This is a genomic window from Mycobacterium sp. 48b, assembly GCF_048282725.1.
In the GTDB taxonomy this organism is placed as follows: Bacteria; Actinomycetota; Actinomycetes; order Mycobacteriales; family Mycobacteriaceae; genus Mycobacterium.
On sequence record NZ_JBLVUL010000001.1, the window covers coordinates 1243361 to 1258835 of the forward strand.

At 66.4% G+C, this 15475-nt stretch carries 16 protein-coding genes; 11 read left to right on the forward strand and 5 right to left on the reverse strand.

The features are described 5' to 3' along the window. Positions 1-2 precede the first annotated feature (2 nt). From ACNQR1_RS05910 to ACNQR1_RS05930, 5 genes are read left to right on the forward strand one after another with little or no spacing between them, the layout of a single operon-like run. A complete protein-coding gene (locus tag ACNQR1_RS05910) occupies positions 3-1088 on the forward strand; it encodes an MCE family protein (protein ID WP_418044675.1) in 1086 nt (361 codons plus the stop codon). Continuing rightward, positions 1081-2091 (forward strand): MlaD family protein, encoded by a 1011-nt coding sequence (locus tag ACNQR1_RS05915; protein ID WP_418044677.1) that lies wholly within the window; start codon positions 1081-1083, stop codon positions 2089-2091. The genes ACNQR1_RS05910 and ACNQR1_RS05915 overlap by 8 nt, the downstream gene beginning before the upstream one ends. Further along, the gene (locus ACNQR1_RS05920; protein WP_418044679.1) at positions 2088-3203 is read left to right on the forward strand and encodes an MCE family protein; all 1116 of its coding nucleotides are present in this window, start codon (positions 2088-2090) and stop codon (positions 3201-3203) included. Before ACNQR1_RS05915 ends, ACNQR1_RS05920 begins: the two co-directional genes overlap by 4 nt. After that, complete coding sequence (locus ACNQR1_RS05925) at positions 3200-4324, forward strand: MlaD family protein (protein WP_418044681.1); 1125 nt, start codon at positions 3200-3202, stop codon at positions 4322-4324. The genes ACNQR1_RS05920 and ACNQR1_RS05925 overlap by 4 nt, the downstream gene beginning before the upstream one ends. Further along, entirely contained in the window at positions 4321-5532 is a 1212-nt protein-coding gene (locus ACNQR1_RS05930; protein ID WP_418044683.1) for an MlaD family protein, read from the forward strand. Before ACNQR1_RS05925 ends, ACNQR1_RS05930 begins: the two co-directional genes overlap by 4 nt. 188 nt (positions 5533-5720) lie before the next feature. Here ACNQR1_RS05930 and ACNQR1_RS05935 read toward each other — a convergent pair whose 3' ends face one another. Both ACNQR1_RS05935 and bluB read right to left on the reverse strand, forming a co-directional pair. Then, the gene (locus tag ACNQR1_RS05935) at positions 5721-6482 is read right to left on the reverse strand and encodes a LamB/YcsF family protein (protein ID WP_418044685.1); all 762 of its coding nucleotides are present in this window, start codon (positions 6480-6482) and stop codon (positions 5721-5723) included. Positions 6483-6491: 9 nt separating this feature from the next. Then, positions 6492-7151, reverse strand: a complete 660-nt coding sequence (bluB, locus tag ACNQR1_RS05940) for a 5,6-dimethylbenzimidazole synthase (protein ID WP_418044687.1) — start codon at positions 7149-7151, stop codon at positions 6492-6494. A gap of 132 nt (positions 7152-7283) precedes the next feature. On the opposite strand from bluB, the gene ACNQR1_RS05945 reads away from it, so the two are divergent. Beyond that, positions 7284-8687 (forward strand): IS1380 family transposase, encoded by a 1404-nt coding sequence (locus tag ACNQR1_RS05945; RefSeq protein ID WP_025997282.1) that lies wholly within the window; start codon positions 7284-7286, stop codon positions 8685-8687. 203 nt (positions 8688-8890) lie between these two features. Beyond that, on the forward strand, positions 8891-9019 hold the full coding sequence (locus tag ACNQR1_RS05950; RefSeq protein WP_418044689.1) for a hypothetical protein: 129 nt from the start codon (positions 8891-8893) through the stop codon (positions 9017-9019). Positions 9020-9047: 28 nt separating this feature from the next. On the opposite strand, the gene ACNQR1_RS05955 is transcribed toward ACNQR1_RS05950, so the two are convergent. Beyond that, a complete protein-coding gene (locus ACNQR1_RS05955; RefSeq protein WP_418044691.1) occupies positions 9048-10178 on the reverse strand; it encodes a GTP-binding protein in 1131 nt (376 codons plus the stop codon). Between the two features lie 57 nt (positions 10179-10235). Here ACNQR1_RS05955 and ACNQR1_RS05960 point away from each other — a divergent pair, with 57 nt between their 5' ends. The 4 genes from ACNQR1_RS05960 to ACNQR1_RS05975 are packed head-to-tail and all read left to right on the forward strand — an operon-like array spanning position 10236 to position 13990. Beyond that, positions 10236-11234 carry a metal ABC transporter solute-binding protein, Zn/Mn family gene (locus ACNQR1_RS05960; RefSeq protein WP_418044693.1) on the forward strand — a complete coding sequence of 333 codons (999 nt, stop codon included), beginning with the start codon at positions 10236-10238 and terminating at the stop codon, positions 11232-11234. Beyond that, positions 11221-11997, forward strand: a complete 777-nt coding sequence (locus tag ACNQR1_RS05965; protein ID WP_418044695.1) for a metal ABC transporter ATP-binding protein — start codon at positions 11221-11223, stop codon at positions 11995-11997. Before ACNQR1_RS05960 ends, ACNQR1_RS05965 begins: the two co-directional genes overlap by 14 nt. Continuing rightward, entirely contained in the window at positions 11997-12878 is an 882-nt protein-coding gene (locus tag ACNQR1_RS05970; protein ID WP_418044697.1) for a metal ABC transporter permease, read from the forward strand. The genes ACNQR1_RS05965 and ACNQR1_RS05970 overlap by 1 nt, the downstream gene beginning before the upstream one ends. A gap of 11 nt (positions 12879-12889) precedes the next feature. Then, positions 12890-13990, forward strand: a complete 1101-nt coding sequence (locus ACNQR1_RS05975) for a LacI family DNA-binding transcriptional regulator (protein ID WP_418044699.1) — start codon at positions 12890-12892, stop codon at positions 13988-13990. On the opposite strand, the gene otsB is transcribed toward ACNQR1_RS05975, so the two are convergent. Further along, positions 13987-14748 carry a trehalose-phosphatase gene (otsB, locus tag ACNQR1_RS05980; protein WP_418044701.1) on the reverse strand — a complete coding sequence of 254 codons (762 nt, stop codon included), beginning with the start codon at positions 14746-14748 and terminating at the stop codon, positions 13987-13989. The genes ACNQR1_RS05975 and otsB overlap by 4 nt on opposite strands. 3 nt (positions 14749-14751) lie before the next feature. Next, positions 14752-15357 carry a cholesterol catabolism transcriptional regulator KstR gene (gene kstR, locus ACNQR1_RS05985; protein ID WP_164480958.1) on the reverse strand — a complete coding sequence of 202 codons (606 nt, stop codon included), beginning with the start codon at positions 15355-15357 and terminating at the stop codon, positions 14752-14754. Between the last annotated feature and the right edge of the window lie 118 nt (positions 15358-15475).

A 15475-nucleotide genomic window follows, 5' to 3' on the forward strand; every position in this document is an offset into this window, starting at 1 on the left:
CGATGTTCAGTTCTGTCCTGGGGTCCGAGTCGATCCGACGCCGCGGCCCGCTGCTGGGGCTGTCGTTGTTCCTGGTCGTGGCCACCGTGCTGACCTGGCTGGTGTACGTCACGTTGCGCCGGGATGTCAGCGGCCCCGCAACGTCGTACTCTGCGGTGTTCACCGATGTCTTCGGATTGCGTGAGGGCGACGACGTCCGGGTGGCCGGCGTCCGGGTCGGTCGCGTCCAGGAGATCGAATTGCAGGGCACCCTCGCGAAGGTGTCGTTCATCGTGCAGGACGGTCATCGCCTCACCGGTGGCACCGTCGCCTCGGTCAACTATCAGAACATCGTCGGACAGCGGTATCTCGCGTTGGACCGCGGCCGTGACGGGCCGGCCACCGAACTCCAGGTCGGCGCGGTGATCGGGTTGGACCGCACCGAGCCGTCCTTCGACATCGGGACTCTGCTCAATGGCTACGAACCGTTGTTCACCGTCCTCGACCCCGACCAGGTGAACAACCTAACCAACGCGGTGGTCGGATCTCTGCAGGGCGATACCGCGGCCATCACCCAGTTGGTCGACCAGACGTCGGTTCTGACCGAGACCTTCGTGGGGCAAGACCGGACCCTCGACCGTGTCATTGCCGGAATGGACGGCGTGGTCAGCAATCTGGCCGGCCAGAACGATCAATTCGAGCGCACCATCACCGCGGCGCGAAATGCCGTTGCGGCCTTCGACAACCGTCGCCAACCCCTGGTGTCCTCGCTCGGCACGATGACGTCCGTCGCGGGCAATCTGTCACGCATCGCACGAGATGTGCAGCCGACCATCCGGGACATGCTCAACCGCGAGCCCGGTTACACCCGTCACATGCTCGACATCGAACCGCAGATCGCCTATACGGGGCTCAATACCCCGCTGCTGTTGAAGGGACTGTCGCGGGTGTTCGGGGAGGGGGCCTATATGAATGCGTATGGGTGTGACGTCAACATCTACGGGTTCTTCCCCGGCCTCAACGACATCGTGCCGATCGTCGTCGACGCCGCGACGCCTGGTGGCACCGCCAAGCACACCCCCAAATGCAGGAATATGGCCAATGGCTGACCACGTGTCCAGGAGAGCCTGGCTCGGATTGCTGGCCGTGATAGCTGTGGCAGGCTTGATCGCGGCGATGCTGCTCGTCAAGGAAGCCGGCATCGGATACCACCGCTACACCGCGAAATTCCTGCAGGCGGCGGCCCTTCGCGCGGACGACATCGTGGCGGTCGCCGGCATCTCGGTGGGAACGGTCACTGCCGTCCGCCTGGCCGGGGACCATGTCGAGGCCGAGATTCGGGTACGGGACGACGTACCGGTTGGCCGTGACACCCGCGCTGCGATCAAGGTGACCACGTTGTTCGGCTCCCGCTATCTGGACCTGCGTCCGAGTGGGGAGGGCGTACCCGAGCACCGAACCATCGATCTGGCCCACACCGAGGTGCCCTACGATCTGCAAGCTGCCCTTGCGGATTCGACACGGACCTTCGAGCAGGTGGACGCGAACCGGATCGCCGCCTCGCTGGATGTGCTGAGCCGGCAACTGGACGGATTGCCGGCGGTGGTGCCCCAGGCGATGGACAACGTACGCGCGCTCTCCTCGGTGATCGCGCAGCGTCGGGACCAATTGGGCAGTCTGCTGGCCAACACCGAGCACGTCACCAGCATGTTGCGGCGCCAGCAGTCCGAGATCGGCAACTTCATTCGGCAGGGGCAGGAACTGGTGGGTGAGTTCGTGGCGCGATCGGCCGCGTTCCACGCGCTGATGCAGTCTCTACGGTCAGTGGTGGATTCGCTGCGTACCATCGCCGTCCACGACCGGGCCGCGCTCGACGGCGTCCTGTCCACGATGGAGCAATTGAGCGGCAAGTTCGCCGAACAGGATGCCCTGTTCCGCAACCTACTCCAGATCGCGCCGGTGCCGATCCGCCAGATCGCCAATGCCACCGGCTTCGGCAACGCGATCGAGACCAGCGCCCCGGCGGGCGCCCTGATCGATTCGTGGATGTGCGCCATCAGCGGGCGAGCCGAGCAATTCGGGATGCTCCCGTATCTCAAGGACTGCAAATGATCGCAAGACACAAGCGCGTGGTGCTGGCAGCCGTGTTGATCGTCGTGGTGACCGGCGTCGCCGTGGTGGCCCGGCATCTGGTCATCCACCGCGATCGCAGCATCACCGTGACCGCGCAGTTCGACAGTGCTTCCGGCCTCTACGTCGGAAATATGGTGGCAGTGCTGGGAATCCCGGTGGGCCAGGTCACCACGGTGACACCCAAGGGCAGCTATGCCGAGGTGGCCTTCACCGTCGACGAGTCCGTGGCGATACCAGCCGATGTCGAGGCCGTGACTTTGTCCACGTCGATCCTCACCGACCGCCAGATCGAACTGTCACCGCCGTACCGGGGTGGACCGAAACTGCGCAACGGCGACATCATCGGCCTGCATCGCACCAAGACGCCGGTGGAGTTCGACCGGGTGCTCGGGATGCTGGACAAGTTGGCGACATCGCTGCGGGGCGACGGGGCCGGAGGCGGCCCGGTTGCGGACCTGCAGAATGCGGGTGACGGCGTGGTAACCGGGCACGGCGAGCAGATCAGGGGTGCCCTTGACGAACTGTCGCGGGCATTGCGGTTGAGCTCCGATGGTGGAGCGCGCACCCGCGAGCAGGTGACCGCCATCATCACCAACCTCGGATCGCTGCTGGACGCCGCTGCCGGAAATGATGCGAAACTACGCGAATTCGGTTCTACCGTACGACAACTCAGCGAGATCTTGGCTCAAGAGGACTTCGGTTCCGGGACCACCGGTAAGCAACTCAACGATGTGGTCGAAAAGACCGGTGAGATCCTGTTGGCCAACCGGGACCTGATCAAGTCCGGAATCGCCAACGGCGACACCAGTTTGCAGACACTCAGTGACCGACAACGCGAACTCGCGGAGTTCTTCGACGTGCTTCCGCTGATGGCCGACAACCTCTACAACTCGATCGATCAGCGCAACGGAGCCATCCGTGCGCATTTCCTGGCCGACCGCATGGTTTTCGACGGCCAGATGGCCAAGGAGATCTGCAACATGATGGGCCTGCGTCAACTCGGGTGCAGCACCGGCACTCTGCAGGACTACGGACCCGATTTCGGACTGACCAGCATGCTCGACGGTCTCGCGGCGATGGGACAGAAATGATTGCGGTACAGCGAGTTCTCAGTCGGGCGCTGGTGGCGCTGTCGGCGGTCATGCTGGCTGCGGGGTGTGCGACCAGCGGCCTGGCCGATCTGCCGTTGCCCGCACCAGGGGTCGGCGCGGGCGGTTACCGGCTGACGGCGGTGTTCGCGAACGCGCTCAACTTGCCCGAGCATGCCAAGGTCAAGCTCGGCGGTGCAGACATCGGCCAGGTCGAGGACATGGTGGCGCGGGACTTCACTGCCGTGACCACCTTGCGGATCCGCGACGGCGTCCGGCTCCCCGCGGGCAGCATGGCCGAGCTCCGTTCGGCCACACCGCTGGGTGACGTCTTCGTCTCGATCGTCGCGCCGCGCACGGCACCGCCGGGTGCGCCCACGTTGCGAGACGGTGACCGCATCGGGCTGGACTCCACGACGGCAGCGGCGACGGTCGAGTCGGTGTTGAGTTCGGCGGCGGTCCTGGTCAACGGGGGAGCTGTCCACAACCTCACCAATATCGTCAACGGCATGGGCAAGGCGGCCGGGCCCGATGGCCGCGCCTTCGGTGACCTGGTGGCCAAGTCGAACCAGCTCCTCGGCACTGTGAATGCCCGCTCGGCGCAACTCGACTCGGCCATGGTGGAGACGACACGGCTGGCCGAGCTGCTGCAAAACAAGAATCAAGAGGTCAGCGACATCCTGGACGCCGCCGCGCCGGCCACCGAGACGATCGCCGGCAATACAGGTCAGGTCACCGACCTCGTCATCGCGCTCGGGGAAATATCACAGAGCCTGGCCAAGTTCCCGTCGATCGGCGGAACCGATTCCAGCGGTCGCAGCCTGATCGCCGACGCGGATGCGATCGCACGCGCCTTCAACGACGTCGTGGTGGACCCGCACACCAGCCTGGCCTCCCTCAATCGGCTGTATGCGCCCTTCGTCAAGATGACCGCGGGTACGTCGATGGCCGGTTCGGCCGGGATCGACCGGCTCGTGCTCGGATCGATCCCGGACGCAGGATTTTCCGGGGACCCCGGACTGCACGGGCCCAAACGGGCTGATTGGCACCAACTCGTCGGTTCGATCAAGTTCGTGCTGTGGCGGCTGCAGGAACGGGTGGTCGGTAAAGGACCCCAACCGTGAGCGGCGCCCGGCGCAGCGCCTGGGCTGCCCTGACGGCCTTGGCGCTCACGTTGGTGGTAGCGGTGTATTACCTGACGGTCGGTGTGCTGCAGGTCAGGCCGCTGTCGTCGACATACCGGATCACCGTGCAGTTGTCGGAATCCGGTGGGCTGCTGCCCAATCAGGATGTGACGATGCGCGGGGTCCGGGTGGGCCGGGTTGAGCATCTGGCCTTCACCCCGGGTGGTGTCGACGCCGTCCTGCGAGTGTCGGACGACGTGCGTATTCCGGCGTCGAGCTCGGTCCGGGTCTCGGCTCTTTCGGCAGCGGGAGAACAATACGTCGACTTCGCCGCGGCATCCGATGGTGGGCCGTATCTGTCCGACGGCGCAGTGATCACCCGCGATCGCACCGGCGTGCCGGTGCCGATGGCGGAGCTGCTGGCCAACGCCGATGGAGTGCTGGCGCAGGTGGATCCGCAGAAACTCGAACGGCTCAAGGCAGAGCTGAGCCTCAGCGGTGCCGGGCCCGAGAAGCTCTCGGCAATCGTCGACGGCGGGATGTTCCTGCTGTCGACGCTGGATTCGGTGCTGCCCGAAACGATGGGCATCATCCGCGACAGCCGCACCGTGCTGTCCTCGGCAGTGGATGTCAACGACGGAATCGCGGCCACCGCAACCAATCTGCGCCATACATTGACGGGAGTGGCAGGGATGCAGGACGGCTACCGCGAGCTGCTCGGCCGATCTCCGGTGACGTTGGGGGCGATCGACAATCTGTTCACCGACAACTCGGACACCATGGTCCAAGTGTTGGGAAATCTGGTCACGGTCGCGCAGCTGTCCTATGTCCGGGTTCCGGCGCTGGACGCGCTCTTTCCCGACTATCGCGGTTCGGCGTTGGAGGCGTTCACCAGCACCATGCACGAGCATGGCCTGTGGGTGACCGCCGACATCTACCCGAGATACTCCTGCGATTACGGCACGCCCCGCCGCCCACCCTCGGCCGCTGACTACCCAGAACCGTCCCTGTACACGTATTGCCACGACGACGATCCGGCCCTGCTGGTTCGGGGTGCGCGCAATGCTCCGCGCCCGGCCGGCGACGACACCGCAGGGCCTCCGGCAGGTGCGGATCTGGCCACCACAGCCGATCCGACTCCGTCGGGCCGCTACACGATCCCGACGCCTTACGGCGGACCCACTCTGCCGATCGAGCCGCCGCGCTGATCGTTCGATCGGTGAGATCGGCTGGACCGGGTCGGCCATGTGCTGGGCCACCACTCGGCGACGACCACGATCAACCGCAGGAGCCGGACATACCAGACCATCGCGGCGACTTGAAGTCGCTCGCGCACACGGGAGAACCGAGACATGTGGAAATGGTAATCATTACCAATAATGGGTGGGGGGCCAGGCTAGCTGAACGGTTCCAACTGAATCCCGTCGGCGGAGAGGCGCTCGCGCACCGCCGTGGCGATCTGGACTGCACCCGGTGAATCACCGTGTACGCAAACCGATTCCACCGAGACGGGGATGACGGAGCCGTCCACTGCAGTGACCTGTCGGCTCATCACCATGGTCGCCACCCGCTCGGCGATCTCGGGAGCATCATGGAGCACGGCGCCGGGGTCGCGCCGGGACACCAGCGTGCCGTCGGGTTGGTAGGCGCGGTCGGCGAAGGCCTCGGCCACGGTGCGCAGCCCGCGCCGCCCTGCTTCCTCGAAGAACGCCGAACCTGACAGGCCGAGCACCGGCAGGCTGGTGTCCACCGCTGCCACCGCGGTCGCCACGGCGGCAGCCTGTTCCGGGTGGCTGACGATTGTGTTGTACAGCGCGCCATGGGGTTTCACATAGGTTACCGTCGTGCCCGCGGAGTGGGCGATGGCCTGCAGCGCGCCGATCTGATAGATCACCTCGGCGGTCAGGTCCTCGGGGGTGACGTCGATGAAGCGCCTGCCGAATCCGGCCAGGTCCCGGTAGCTCACCTGGGCACCTACGCGTACGCCCCGGGCCGCGGCCTGCCGGCACGTGCGCAGCAGTAGTGCCGGGTCCCCGGCGTGGAATCCGCAGGCAACATTGGCGCTGGTGACCAGGCCGAGCATGGCCTCGTCGTCACCGAGTTTCCATGCTCCGAAGCTCTCGCCGAGATCGGCATTGAGATCGACGGAGGCGGTCATCTGTTCAGCCTAAGGCGATACCTCGCTCGGCCAGCCGTTCTCGGCCACGAATTCGGGCAGCGGCCGCCCGACGGTCCAGTGCTCGATCTCCAGCACCGGCCGGTCCGGGAATTCCGGTACCGGGCCCAGACACAGGATCGCCACCGGTTCGGCGTCGGCGGGCATGCCCAACAATTGGGCCAGGGGCAGTGGCTCGAAAATCGACACCCAGCCCATGCCGAGGCCCTCGGCCCGCGCGGCCAGCCACATGTTCTGGATGGCACAGGACACCGAGGCCAGGTCCATCTGGGGCAAGGTGCGGCGACCGAAGATGTGCCGGTCGCGGTTCTCGCCGAGGGCGACGACGAACAGTTCGGCACAGTCGAGGATGCCCTCCACCTTCAGGGCAAGGAACTCGTCGCCGCGAGAGCCCAGGGCGCCCGCGGTGTTGATGCGCTCCTCGTCGACCAGCGCGTGAATCTTTCCGCGCAACGCGCCGTCAGTGATCCGGATGAACCGCCACGGCTGCATCAGCCCCACGCTCGGCGCCGCGTGGGCGGCTTGCAGCAGGCGGCCGAGGACTTCGGGCGCGACGGTGCTACCAGGGACAAACCGGCGCATATCCCGACGTTCGGCGATGGCCCGGTAGACGGCGCGGCGTTCGTCGGCGTTAAAGGCGTGCTCGGACACGGGTCGAGCTTAGCCTCGATCCACCGATGTATCGGCTGGTCGCAGGGTGTCGGAATGAGGAAAGTGCCCTTTGAACTGGGAAGATTGGTGTTCTCGACGCACTAATCAGTCCAGGTCAGAAAGGCACTTCCGGTGAAAGTGTCCCATAGTTTCGCTGTGTCGTCGGCGGTCTTCGATGATGACCATCTCGTGTCCTGTGCTGGATTGGTCCCGGTGATGACCCTGGCGGCCCAGACTGCCTTGCCGCAGCTATTACGTGACAAGGTGGTCATTGCCGAGCCGAGGATCAAGTCCGGGGCGGCCAACCCGGCACCGAAGCTGAGCACAGTCATCGCGGGCATGTGTGCCGGTGCGGACTGCATTGACGATCTCGACCTGGTGCGGGCAGGTGGGATGAAGACACTGTTCGGCGGCGTGTATGCACCCTCGACCATCGGAACTTTGTTGCGCGAGTTTACTTTCGGACACGCCCGCCAGCTCGAATCGGTTTTGCGCGAGCACCTGGCCGGACTCTGCGCGCGGGTCGATCTGTTGCCTGGCGCCGACGAGCGCGCGTTCCTCGACATCGACTCACTGCTGCGTCCGGTCTATGGCCACGCCAAACAAGGTGCTTCCTACGGACACACCAAAATCGCGGGCAAGCAGATCCTGCGCAAGGGCCTGTCGCCGTTGGTCACCACGATCAGCACCGCCACGAGTGCGCCGGTGATCACCGGCGCCCGGTTGCGAGCCGGGAAGGCCAACTCCGGCAAGGGTGCGGCCCGGATGATCGCCCAAGCCGTCGCCACCGCCCGCACCGCCGGGGTCACCGGCCAGATTGTGGTGCGCGGCGATTCGGCCTACGGCAACAGCACCGTGGCCACAGCCTGCCGCCGCGCCGGTGCCCAGTTCTCGTTGGTGCTGACCAAGACCCGCGCCGTCGCTGCAGCCATCGAGTCCATCGACGAGAGCGCCTGGATTGCAGTGGAATACCCCGGAGCGGTCCGTGATCCCGACACGGGAGCCTGGATCTCCGATGCCGAAGTCGCCGAGACCACCTACACCGCCTTCACCTCCACCGACAACCCGATGACCGCCCGGTTGATCGTGCGTCGGGTCAAAGATGCCCGCTTTCCTGATGCGCTGTTTCCGGTGTGGCGGTATCACCCGTTCTTCACCGACACCGACGAACCCACCGTTGCGGCCGACATCACCCACCGCCGCCACGCGATCATCGAAACCGTGTTCGCCGACCTGATCGATGGACCCCTGGCTCACATGCCTTCGGGACGTTTCGGAGCGAACTCGGCGTGGATCCTGTGCGCCGCTATTGCCCACAACCTGCTGCGCGCCGCCGGCGTCCTGGCCGGTGGAGCCCACGCAGTCGCCCGGGGCGCCACACTGCGCCGCAAGCTCATCACCGTCCCCGCACGCCTGGTCCGACCGCAACGCCGACCCCTTCTGCACCTACCGAGCCACTGGCCCTGGGCTGACCACTGGCTTACGCTGTGGCGCAACACCATCGGCCACAGCCCACCACTCACCGCCACCACCTGACCACCTGGCCGAATAGGCCCCTACCGGAGCGCACAGGGAAAAGCTGGGCAGACCAGCGGTTACGTCACGCTCACAAGCCCACCAAACGACAACCAGCCACGGCAGACACATCAATCACTCAAGTCCACGGATCGAGGCTTAGGTGGGTCCTCTACTGACACTGAGCATCGTGTGTCGTATGCGTCTTCGCTCGCGGTCATGACGTGTTCGTCACCGATCCCGCGACCAGACAGATCCGCACCGTCGACGTCGAATCCGGCGACGTGAGCGCGTCGGTGACCCTTGGCCGGGTGCCAAATGAGCTCGGCGGCACGGTGGGCCACACGCACTGAGTGCAGTGGCCTATCGGCGTTGAGCCGCTCAGTGCGCGTGAGTGACGTTCCACGCCGGTAGCGGATCGGGATAGCCAACCCAGGCGCGCTCACCTTCGGCCAGTTCGGCCTCGGTCAGCAGGGCGCCGTCGAGCAGTCGGTGGATCTTGTCCCGGTCGAGCTTGATTCCGATGAACACGATCTCCTGACCGGGCGTGATCTCGGTGCCCGACCAGTACTGCGCCGGCTCGATCGTCAGGTTCGGGCCGGCCTGTGACCAGATGGCGGCGATCGCCGGGCGGCTGGCGATCCAGCAGAATCCCTTGCTGCGCAACACCCTTGTCACCTGACCGAGTGCGTCGCCGAGACGCTGGGGGTGAAACGGCCGGTCGGAGCGGAAGGTCATCGAGCTGATGCCGTACTCCTCGGTTTCGGGTGTGTGTCCGTCGGCGATCTCCTCGTCCCAGCCCGGGGTCCGGGCGGCGGCCTCCGGATCGAACAGCCCGGTGCCCAGCACTTCGCCGATGTCGATGGCGCCGTGATCGGTGCGGATCAGCTTGGCGGTCGGATTGAGCCTGCGCAGCAGCGTTTCGACGGTGTCGAGGATCGCCGGGCTCACCAGGTCGGTCTTGTTGAGCAGGATGACATCGGCGAATTCCACCTGATCGGTCAGCAGGTCGGCGATGCTGCGGGCATCGCCCTCGCCGGCGGCCAGATCCCGGTCGGCCAGGCCTTCACCGCGAACGACCTCGGTCAGGAAGGTGGACGCGTCGACCACGGTCACCAGGGTGTCCAGTTTCGCCAGTCGGCCGAGCTGGAACCCGTTCTCGAATTCCCAGCTGAAGGTGGCGGCGACCGGCATGGGTTCGGAGATCCCGGTCGATTCGATGACCAGGTGATCGAAGCGGTTCTGTTGTGCCAGCGCGCCGACCGCTTCGACCAGGTCCTCGCGCAATGTGCAGCAGATGCAGCCGTTGGTCAGCTCGACGAGCTTTTCCTCCGTGCGGTCGAGGTGTCCCTGCCCGGCGATGAGTGCGGCGTCGATGTTGACCTCGCTCATGTCGTTGACGATCACGGCGACTCGCCTGCCCTCCCGATTCGCCAGGATGTGGTTCAGCAGCGTGGTCTTCCCGGCGCCGAGGAAGCCGGACAACACGGTGACGGGCAGCAAGTCGGACATCGCACTCCTTAATGAAAACGATTTTCAATAAATCATCATCCGGGCGTGCATCGACTAATGCAAACGGTTATCGTTATCGCCGTGCTCACGCCCCTGAATCTCCGCGCCGCAGCCACCGCGTTGCTGCTGGCCACCCCATTCGCCCTCGCCGCGTGCGGCTCCGACGAGGCCAAGCAGTCCGAGTCCGCCGGTAACTGCGTGACCACACCGGTCAATGTGGTCGTCAGCGTCGACCAGTGGGGCGACATCGTGTCGGCATTGGGCGGCGACTGCGCGAAGGTGACCACGGTGCTGGCCGGTTCGTCGGTCGATCCGCACGACTTCGAGCCCTCGCCCGCGGATGCGGCCAAGTTCCAGGGCGCGCAACTCGTCGTCATCAACGGTGGGCACTACGACGAGTGGGCCTCCAAGCTGGCCCAGAGCACGGCGCCGAACGCCATCGTCGTCTCCGCCATCGGGGCAGGCGATGACGATCACGATCATGGCGACGGAGACAGGGACGGTGGACACGCCCACGAGCACTCGAATAACCCGCACGCCTGGTACAACCCCACCGCCGTGACCGGCGTCGCCGATACCGTCACCGAGGAACTGGGTCAGCTGGCTCCCGACGCACGGGATTACTTCACGCAGCGACGCGCGGAGTTCACCACCTCGATGCAGCCCTACCAGCAGCTGATCACCGACATCAAGACCAAGGCCACCGGCAAGCGCTACGCCGCCACAGAGGCGGTGTTCGACGACATGGCGGCGGCGGTCGGTCTGGTCAACGCGACCCCCGCGGGCTACCAGGCCGCGTCGTCCAACGAAGCCGACCCGTCGCCGGCCGACCTGGACGCATTCCTGCGCCTGCTCGCCGATCGCGGCGTCGACGTCCTGATCTACAACACCCAGACCGAGGGCTCGCTGCCCAAGCAGATCCGGGCGGCCGCCGAGAGCGCCGGAATCCCCGTTGTCGATGTCACCGAAACGGTGGCGCCGGGAGCGGATTCGTTCGAGGCTTGGCAGGTGAACCAGTTGACCGCCCTTGCCAAGGCACTCGGTGTCCAGTCCTGACCCTGAGCCCGCCCTCGTCTTCGACGACGTCAGCGCCGTGCGCGGGGGACGGCTGATCTGGTCGGAGGGCACCTTCGAGATCCCGGCCGGTGGCATCGTCGCGCTGATCGGCTCCAACGGATCGGGCAAGTCGACGATGCTGCAGGTCATGCTGGGCCTGCTGCCCCCGGCGTCGGGGTCGGTGCGCGTGCTCGGCGGTGCGCCGGGTGAGCACAACGACCTGATCGGTTACGTCCCGCAGGATTACGCCGCAGGCGCGGGGGAGGCCATCCGGGCCCGGGGGGCGGTGACCCTCGGGCTCACCGGGAGGCGGTGGGGGTTCACCCGAACCTCGGCCGCCGACCTGGCCAGGGTCGACGAGGCGTTGGCCTGGGTCGAGGCCACCGGGTTCGCCAACATGCGCCTGTCGGAACTGTCCGGAGGGCAGCGTCAGCGCATTGCCCTGGCCAATGCCCTTGTCGGACATCCGAAGATGCTCATCCTCGACGAACCTCTGGCCGCGCTCGACCTGCGCAACCAGCACGAGATCGTGCAGCTGCTGGCCCGGCTCAACCAGGACCTCGGCGTGACGATTCTCGTTGTCGCCCATGACCTCAACCCGCTGCTGAGCGTGCTCGACAGCGCCATCTACCTGCTCGACGGGCACGCCCACCACGCGGCCATCGACGAGGTGGTGGACGACGAATTGCTCACCCACCTGTACGGGACCAAGGTGCAGGTCGCCCACACCCCGCTGGGGCAGATGTACATGAGGAGCGTGTGATGTCGGCGGGTCTGCAGGCTGCGGGCACATTCGCCCAAGGCAGTCTGGCGCTGGGCTATCAGCACAACTGGTGGCAGATCCTGACCTCGGCGTTCATGCGCAACGCGTTGATCGGCGGCACGCTGGTGGCGCTGGCGGCTGGGCTGATCGGTTATTTCGTGATCGTGCGCAACACCGCGTTCGCCGCCCACGCCCTGGCCCACATCGGTCTGCCCGGCGCGACCGGTGCGGCGCTGCTCGGGCTCCCGGTCGGGTTCGGCCTGCTGGCGTTCTGCGTCGGTGGAGCCCTGGTGATCGGGGCGCTGGGCAGCCGCGCGCACGACCGTGAGGTGGCCACCGGCACGGTGCTGGCGCTGGCCACCGGTTTCGGCCTCTTCTTCAACTCGCTGGCCACGAAGAATTCGTCCACGCTGACCAACGTGCTGTTCGGCAACCTGCTTGCTATCACCCATCAGCAACTGATGACGTTCACCGCACTGCTGGTCGTATTGGCCCCCACGGTCGTATTCGTTTTCCGCCCTTTGCTGTTCGCGTCGGTCAACGCGCAGGTGGCCGAGGCCAAAGGGGTGCCGGTCCGCGCGCTGTCGGTGCTTTTCATGGTCCTGCTGGGGATCGCGGTGACGATGGCGGTGCTGGCCGTGGGCACGCTGCTGCTGTTTGCCCTCGTCGTCACCCCAGCCGCGACGGCGATCATGGTGACGGCCCGGCCGATTCTGGCGATGGCGATCTCCACCGGCATCAGCGTCGTGTCGGTGTGGGCGGGGCTGGTGGTGTCGGCGATCTTCAACATGCCGCCGAGCTTCGTGATCGTCACGATTGCGTGCGGATTCTGGCTGGCCGTGTGGACGGTTGACCGGGTGAGGAATTCAGCCATCCACTAGCCTCGGAAAGCATGCCAAGGAGTCCCCACCCGCCACGGCGGGCCACCCTGGCTTCGTTGGCGGCCGAACTGAAGGTGTCGCGCACCACCATCTCCAACGCCTACAACCGTCCCGACCAGTTGTCCGCCGAGCTTCGCGACCGGATCTTCGATGCGGCCAAGCGGCTCGGCTATGCCGGGCCGGATCCGGTGGCGCGCTCCCTGCGGACCCGCAGGGCCGGCGCCGTGGGACTGATCATCACCGAGCCGCTCAACTATTCGTTCAGTGATCCCGCCGCGCTGGATTTCGTTGCCGGACTTGCCGAGTCCTGCGAAGCGGTGGGGCAGGGGCTGTTGCTGGTGGCGATCGGACCCAACCGCAGTTTCGAGGACGGTTCGGCAGCGGTGCTCGCGGCGGGTGTCGACGGCTTCGTGGTGTATTCGGCCTCCGACGACGACCCGTATCTACCGGTGGTGCGCCAGCGTCAGTTGCCGGTCGTGGTGGTGGATCAGCCCAAGGACGTTCCCGGGGTGTCGCGGGTGAGCATCGATGACCGCGGAGGCATGCGGCGCTTGGCCGAGCACGTGCTGGAACTGGGCCATCGCGACATCGGCCTGCTGACCATGCGGCTGGGCCGCGATTGGCCGCATGGGGGCACGAAACCCGCACTGGCAGACCCGGATCGGGTGTTGTCGCCGCACTTCCACGTACAGCGCGAGCGGATTCACGGTGTGTACGACGCGATGACGGCTGCCGGCCTGACCCCCGACACCTTGACGGTGGTGGAGAGCTACGACCATCTGCCGACCTCCGGTGGTGTGGCCGCCGAGGTGGCGCTGGATGCCAATCCCCGCATCACTGCGCTGATGTGTACCGCCGATGTGCTGGCGTTGTCGGCCATGGATTATCTGCGCTCCCGCGGCATCTACGTGCCGGGGGAGATGACGGTGACCGGTTTCGACGGGGTGCCGGAGGCGTTGCGCCGCGGCTTGTCCACGGTGGTGCAGTCGAGCCTGGCCAAGGGGCGCCGGGCCGGGGAGTTGCTGCACAGTCCACCGCGGGATGGGCTGCCGGTGATCGACGTGCTCCCCACCGAGGTGGTGCGTGGCCGGACGTCGGGCCCGCCGGCCTAGATCGCCGCGCGCGCGTCCAGCAGGTACTTCAGCGCTGCCACAACATCTTCGGGCTCGTCGACACGGTATCCGGCCAGGGTCTCGCCCGGTCCCACCTTGACGCCGACGTCGCCGTCGCGCAGCCGGCGGAACGCCTTCTCGTCGGTGACGTCGTCGCCGAAGTAGATCACCGCGGATGCCCGGTGCTGGTCACGCAGGATGTCGATGGCCTCGCCCTTGTCGGTGGTGATCACCGCGAACTCGAGCACAGCCTTGCCCTTGGTCAGCTGTGCATTCCACGCCTGCGCGGACTGGAGTGCCTGCGCGGAAGCGCCGTCGGCGTCGGCGGGTTCGGCGTTGCGGACGTGCAGGGCCACGCTCGCGGGCTTGAGTTCGACGGTCACGCCCGGTCGGGCCGCGGCGATCGCGGTGAGTTCGGTGGCGATCCGGTCGAGCAGGGCGTGGTCGATGGTGTGGGCGAAGCCGGAGTCGAACTCGGCACCGTGGCTGCCCACCATGTGCACGGCGTCGGGCATCCCGGACAGGTCCCGCAGCACCTCCAGTGCGCGGCCGGAGATCAGGGCGGTCGTGGTGTCCGGGCAGCGGGCCAGCGCCACCAGCGCTTCAGCGCCCTCGCGCAGCGGACGCGCGTCCGCCGGGTTGTTGACGATCGGGGCGAGGGTGCCGTCGAAGTCGGAGGTGATCAGCAGCCGCGGAGCCTGGGCGGCCCGGGCCAGCGCACGCTTGAGTTCGGCAGGAAGATCGCGGAGATCAGGCACCCGCTAGATCTTAGGTTTGTCCTCGGCGCCGATCAGCAGCCGCACGGCCAGGTCCAGTCGCTTGCTGACGTCGGTGGCCGAGGCTCGCCGGGTCAGCCAGGCCAGCAGGTTGGACAGCCACACGTCCGAGATCACCCGGGCGATGTGGTACTGGTCCTCGGTCGGCTCGCCGTCGCTCATGGCCCGCGCGAACATCGAGTCCATCAGCTTGCCGACGTGGTCGACCTCGCCTGCGGCCGAGGCGTCGGCGAACACGAAGGCCCGGGTCATGGCCTCGGTGAGCAGCGGGTTGCGCTGCATGGCCCGGTTCAGCTTGCCGACCATGAAGCTCAGCCGCTGGTAGGGGGTGCCGCCGGCCAGTGCGGCCCGATCGGTCTTGGCGTCGATGCGCTCGAACTCGCGGCCGAGGGCCGACACCAGCAGATGGACCTTGGAGGGGAAGTAGCGGTACAGCGTGCCGACGGCGACATCGGCACGTTCGGCAACGGCACGCATCTGGACGGCCTCGTAGCCGCCCTTGGAGGCGATGGCCAGGGTGGCGTCCAGGATGCGCTTGCGACGTTCCCGCTGTGCTTCTGAGCCGAGTTCGGATTCGGCGAGGACAGCCACGTTCAGAACCTCACGCGGTCGGGTGCCCGACCCGGACGATTCGTTGCCTGCCTGCTGTGGTGCGCTGGACATGCGGTGTGTGGCCCCCTCTCGGCGCGTACCTGGTCAAAAACGATAC

What these genes read in the sequence shown, in the direction of transcription:
- ACNQR1_RS05935 (WP_418044685.1), bottom strand. Translation starts at nt 6,482, where the DNA reads ATGACCGCCTCCGTCGATCTCAATGCCGATCTCGGCGAGAGCTTCGGA.
- ACNQR1_RS05910 (WP_418044675.1), top strand. Translation starts at nt 3, where the DNA reads ATGTTCAGTTCTGTCCTGGGGTCCGAGTCGATCCGACGCCGCGGCCCG.
- ACNQR1_RS05915 (WP_418044677.1), top strand. Translation starts at nt 1,081, where the DNA reads ATGGCTGACCACGTGTCCAGGAGAGCCTGGCTCGGATTGCTGGCCGTG.
- ACNQR1_RS05970 (WP_418044697.1), top strand. Translation starts at nt 11,997, where the DNA reads ATGTCGGCGGGTCTGCAGGCTGCGGGCACATTCGCCCAAGGCAGTCTG.
- ACNQR1_RS05960 (WP_418044693.1), top strand. Translation starts at nt 10,236, where the DNA reads ATGCAAACGGTTATCGTTATCGCCGTGCTCACGCCCCTGAATCTCCGC.
- ACNQR1_RS05925 (WP_418044681.1), top strand. Translation starts at nt 3,200, where the DNA reads ATGATTGCGGTACAGCGAGTTCTCAGTCGGGCGCTGGTGGCGCTGTCG.
- ACNQR1_RS05975 (WP_418044699.1), top strand. Translation starts at nt 12,890, where the DNA reads ATGCCAAGGAGTCCCCACCCGCCACGGCGGGCCACCCTGGCTTCGTTG.
- ACNQR1_RS05955 (WP_418044691.1), bottom strand. Translation starts at nt 10,178, where the DNA reads ATGTCCGACTTGCTGCCCGTCACCGTGTTGTCCGGCTTCCTCGGCGCC.
- ACNQR1_RS05920 (WP_418044679.1), top strand. Translation starts at nt 2,088, where the DNA reads ATGATCGCAAGACACAAGCGCGTGGTGCTGGCAGCCGTGTTGATCGTC.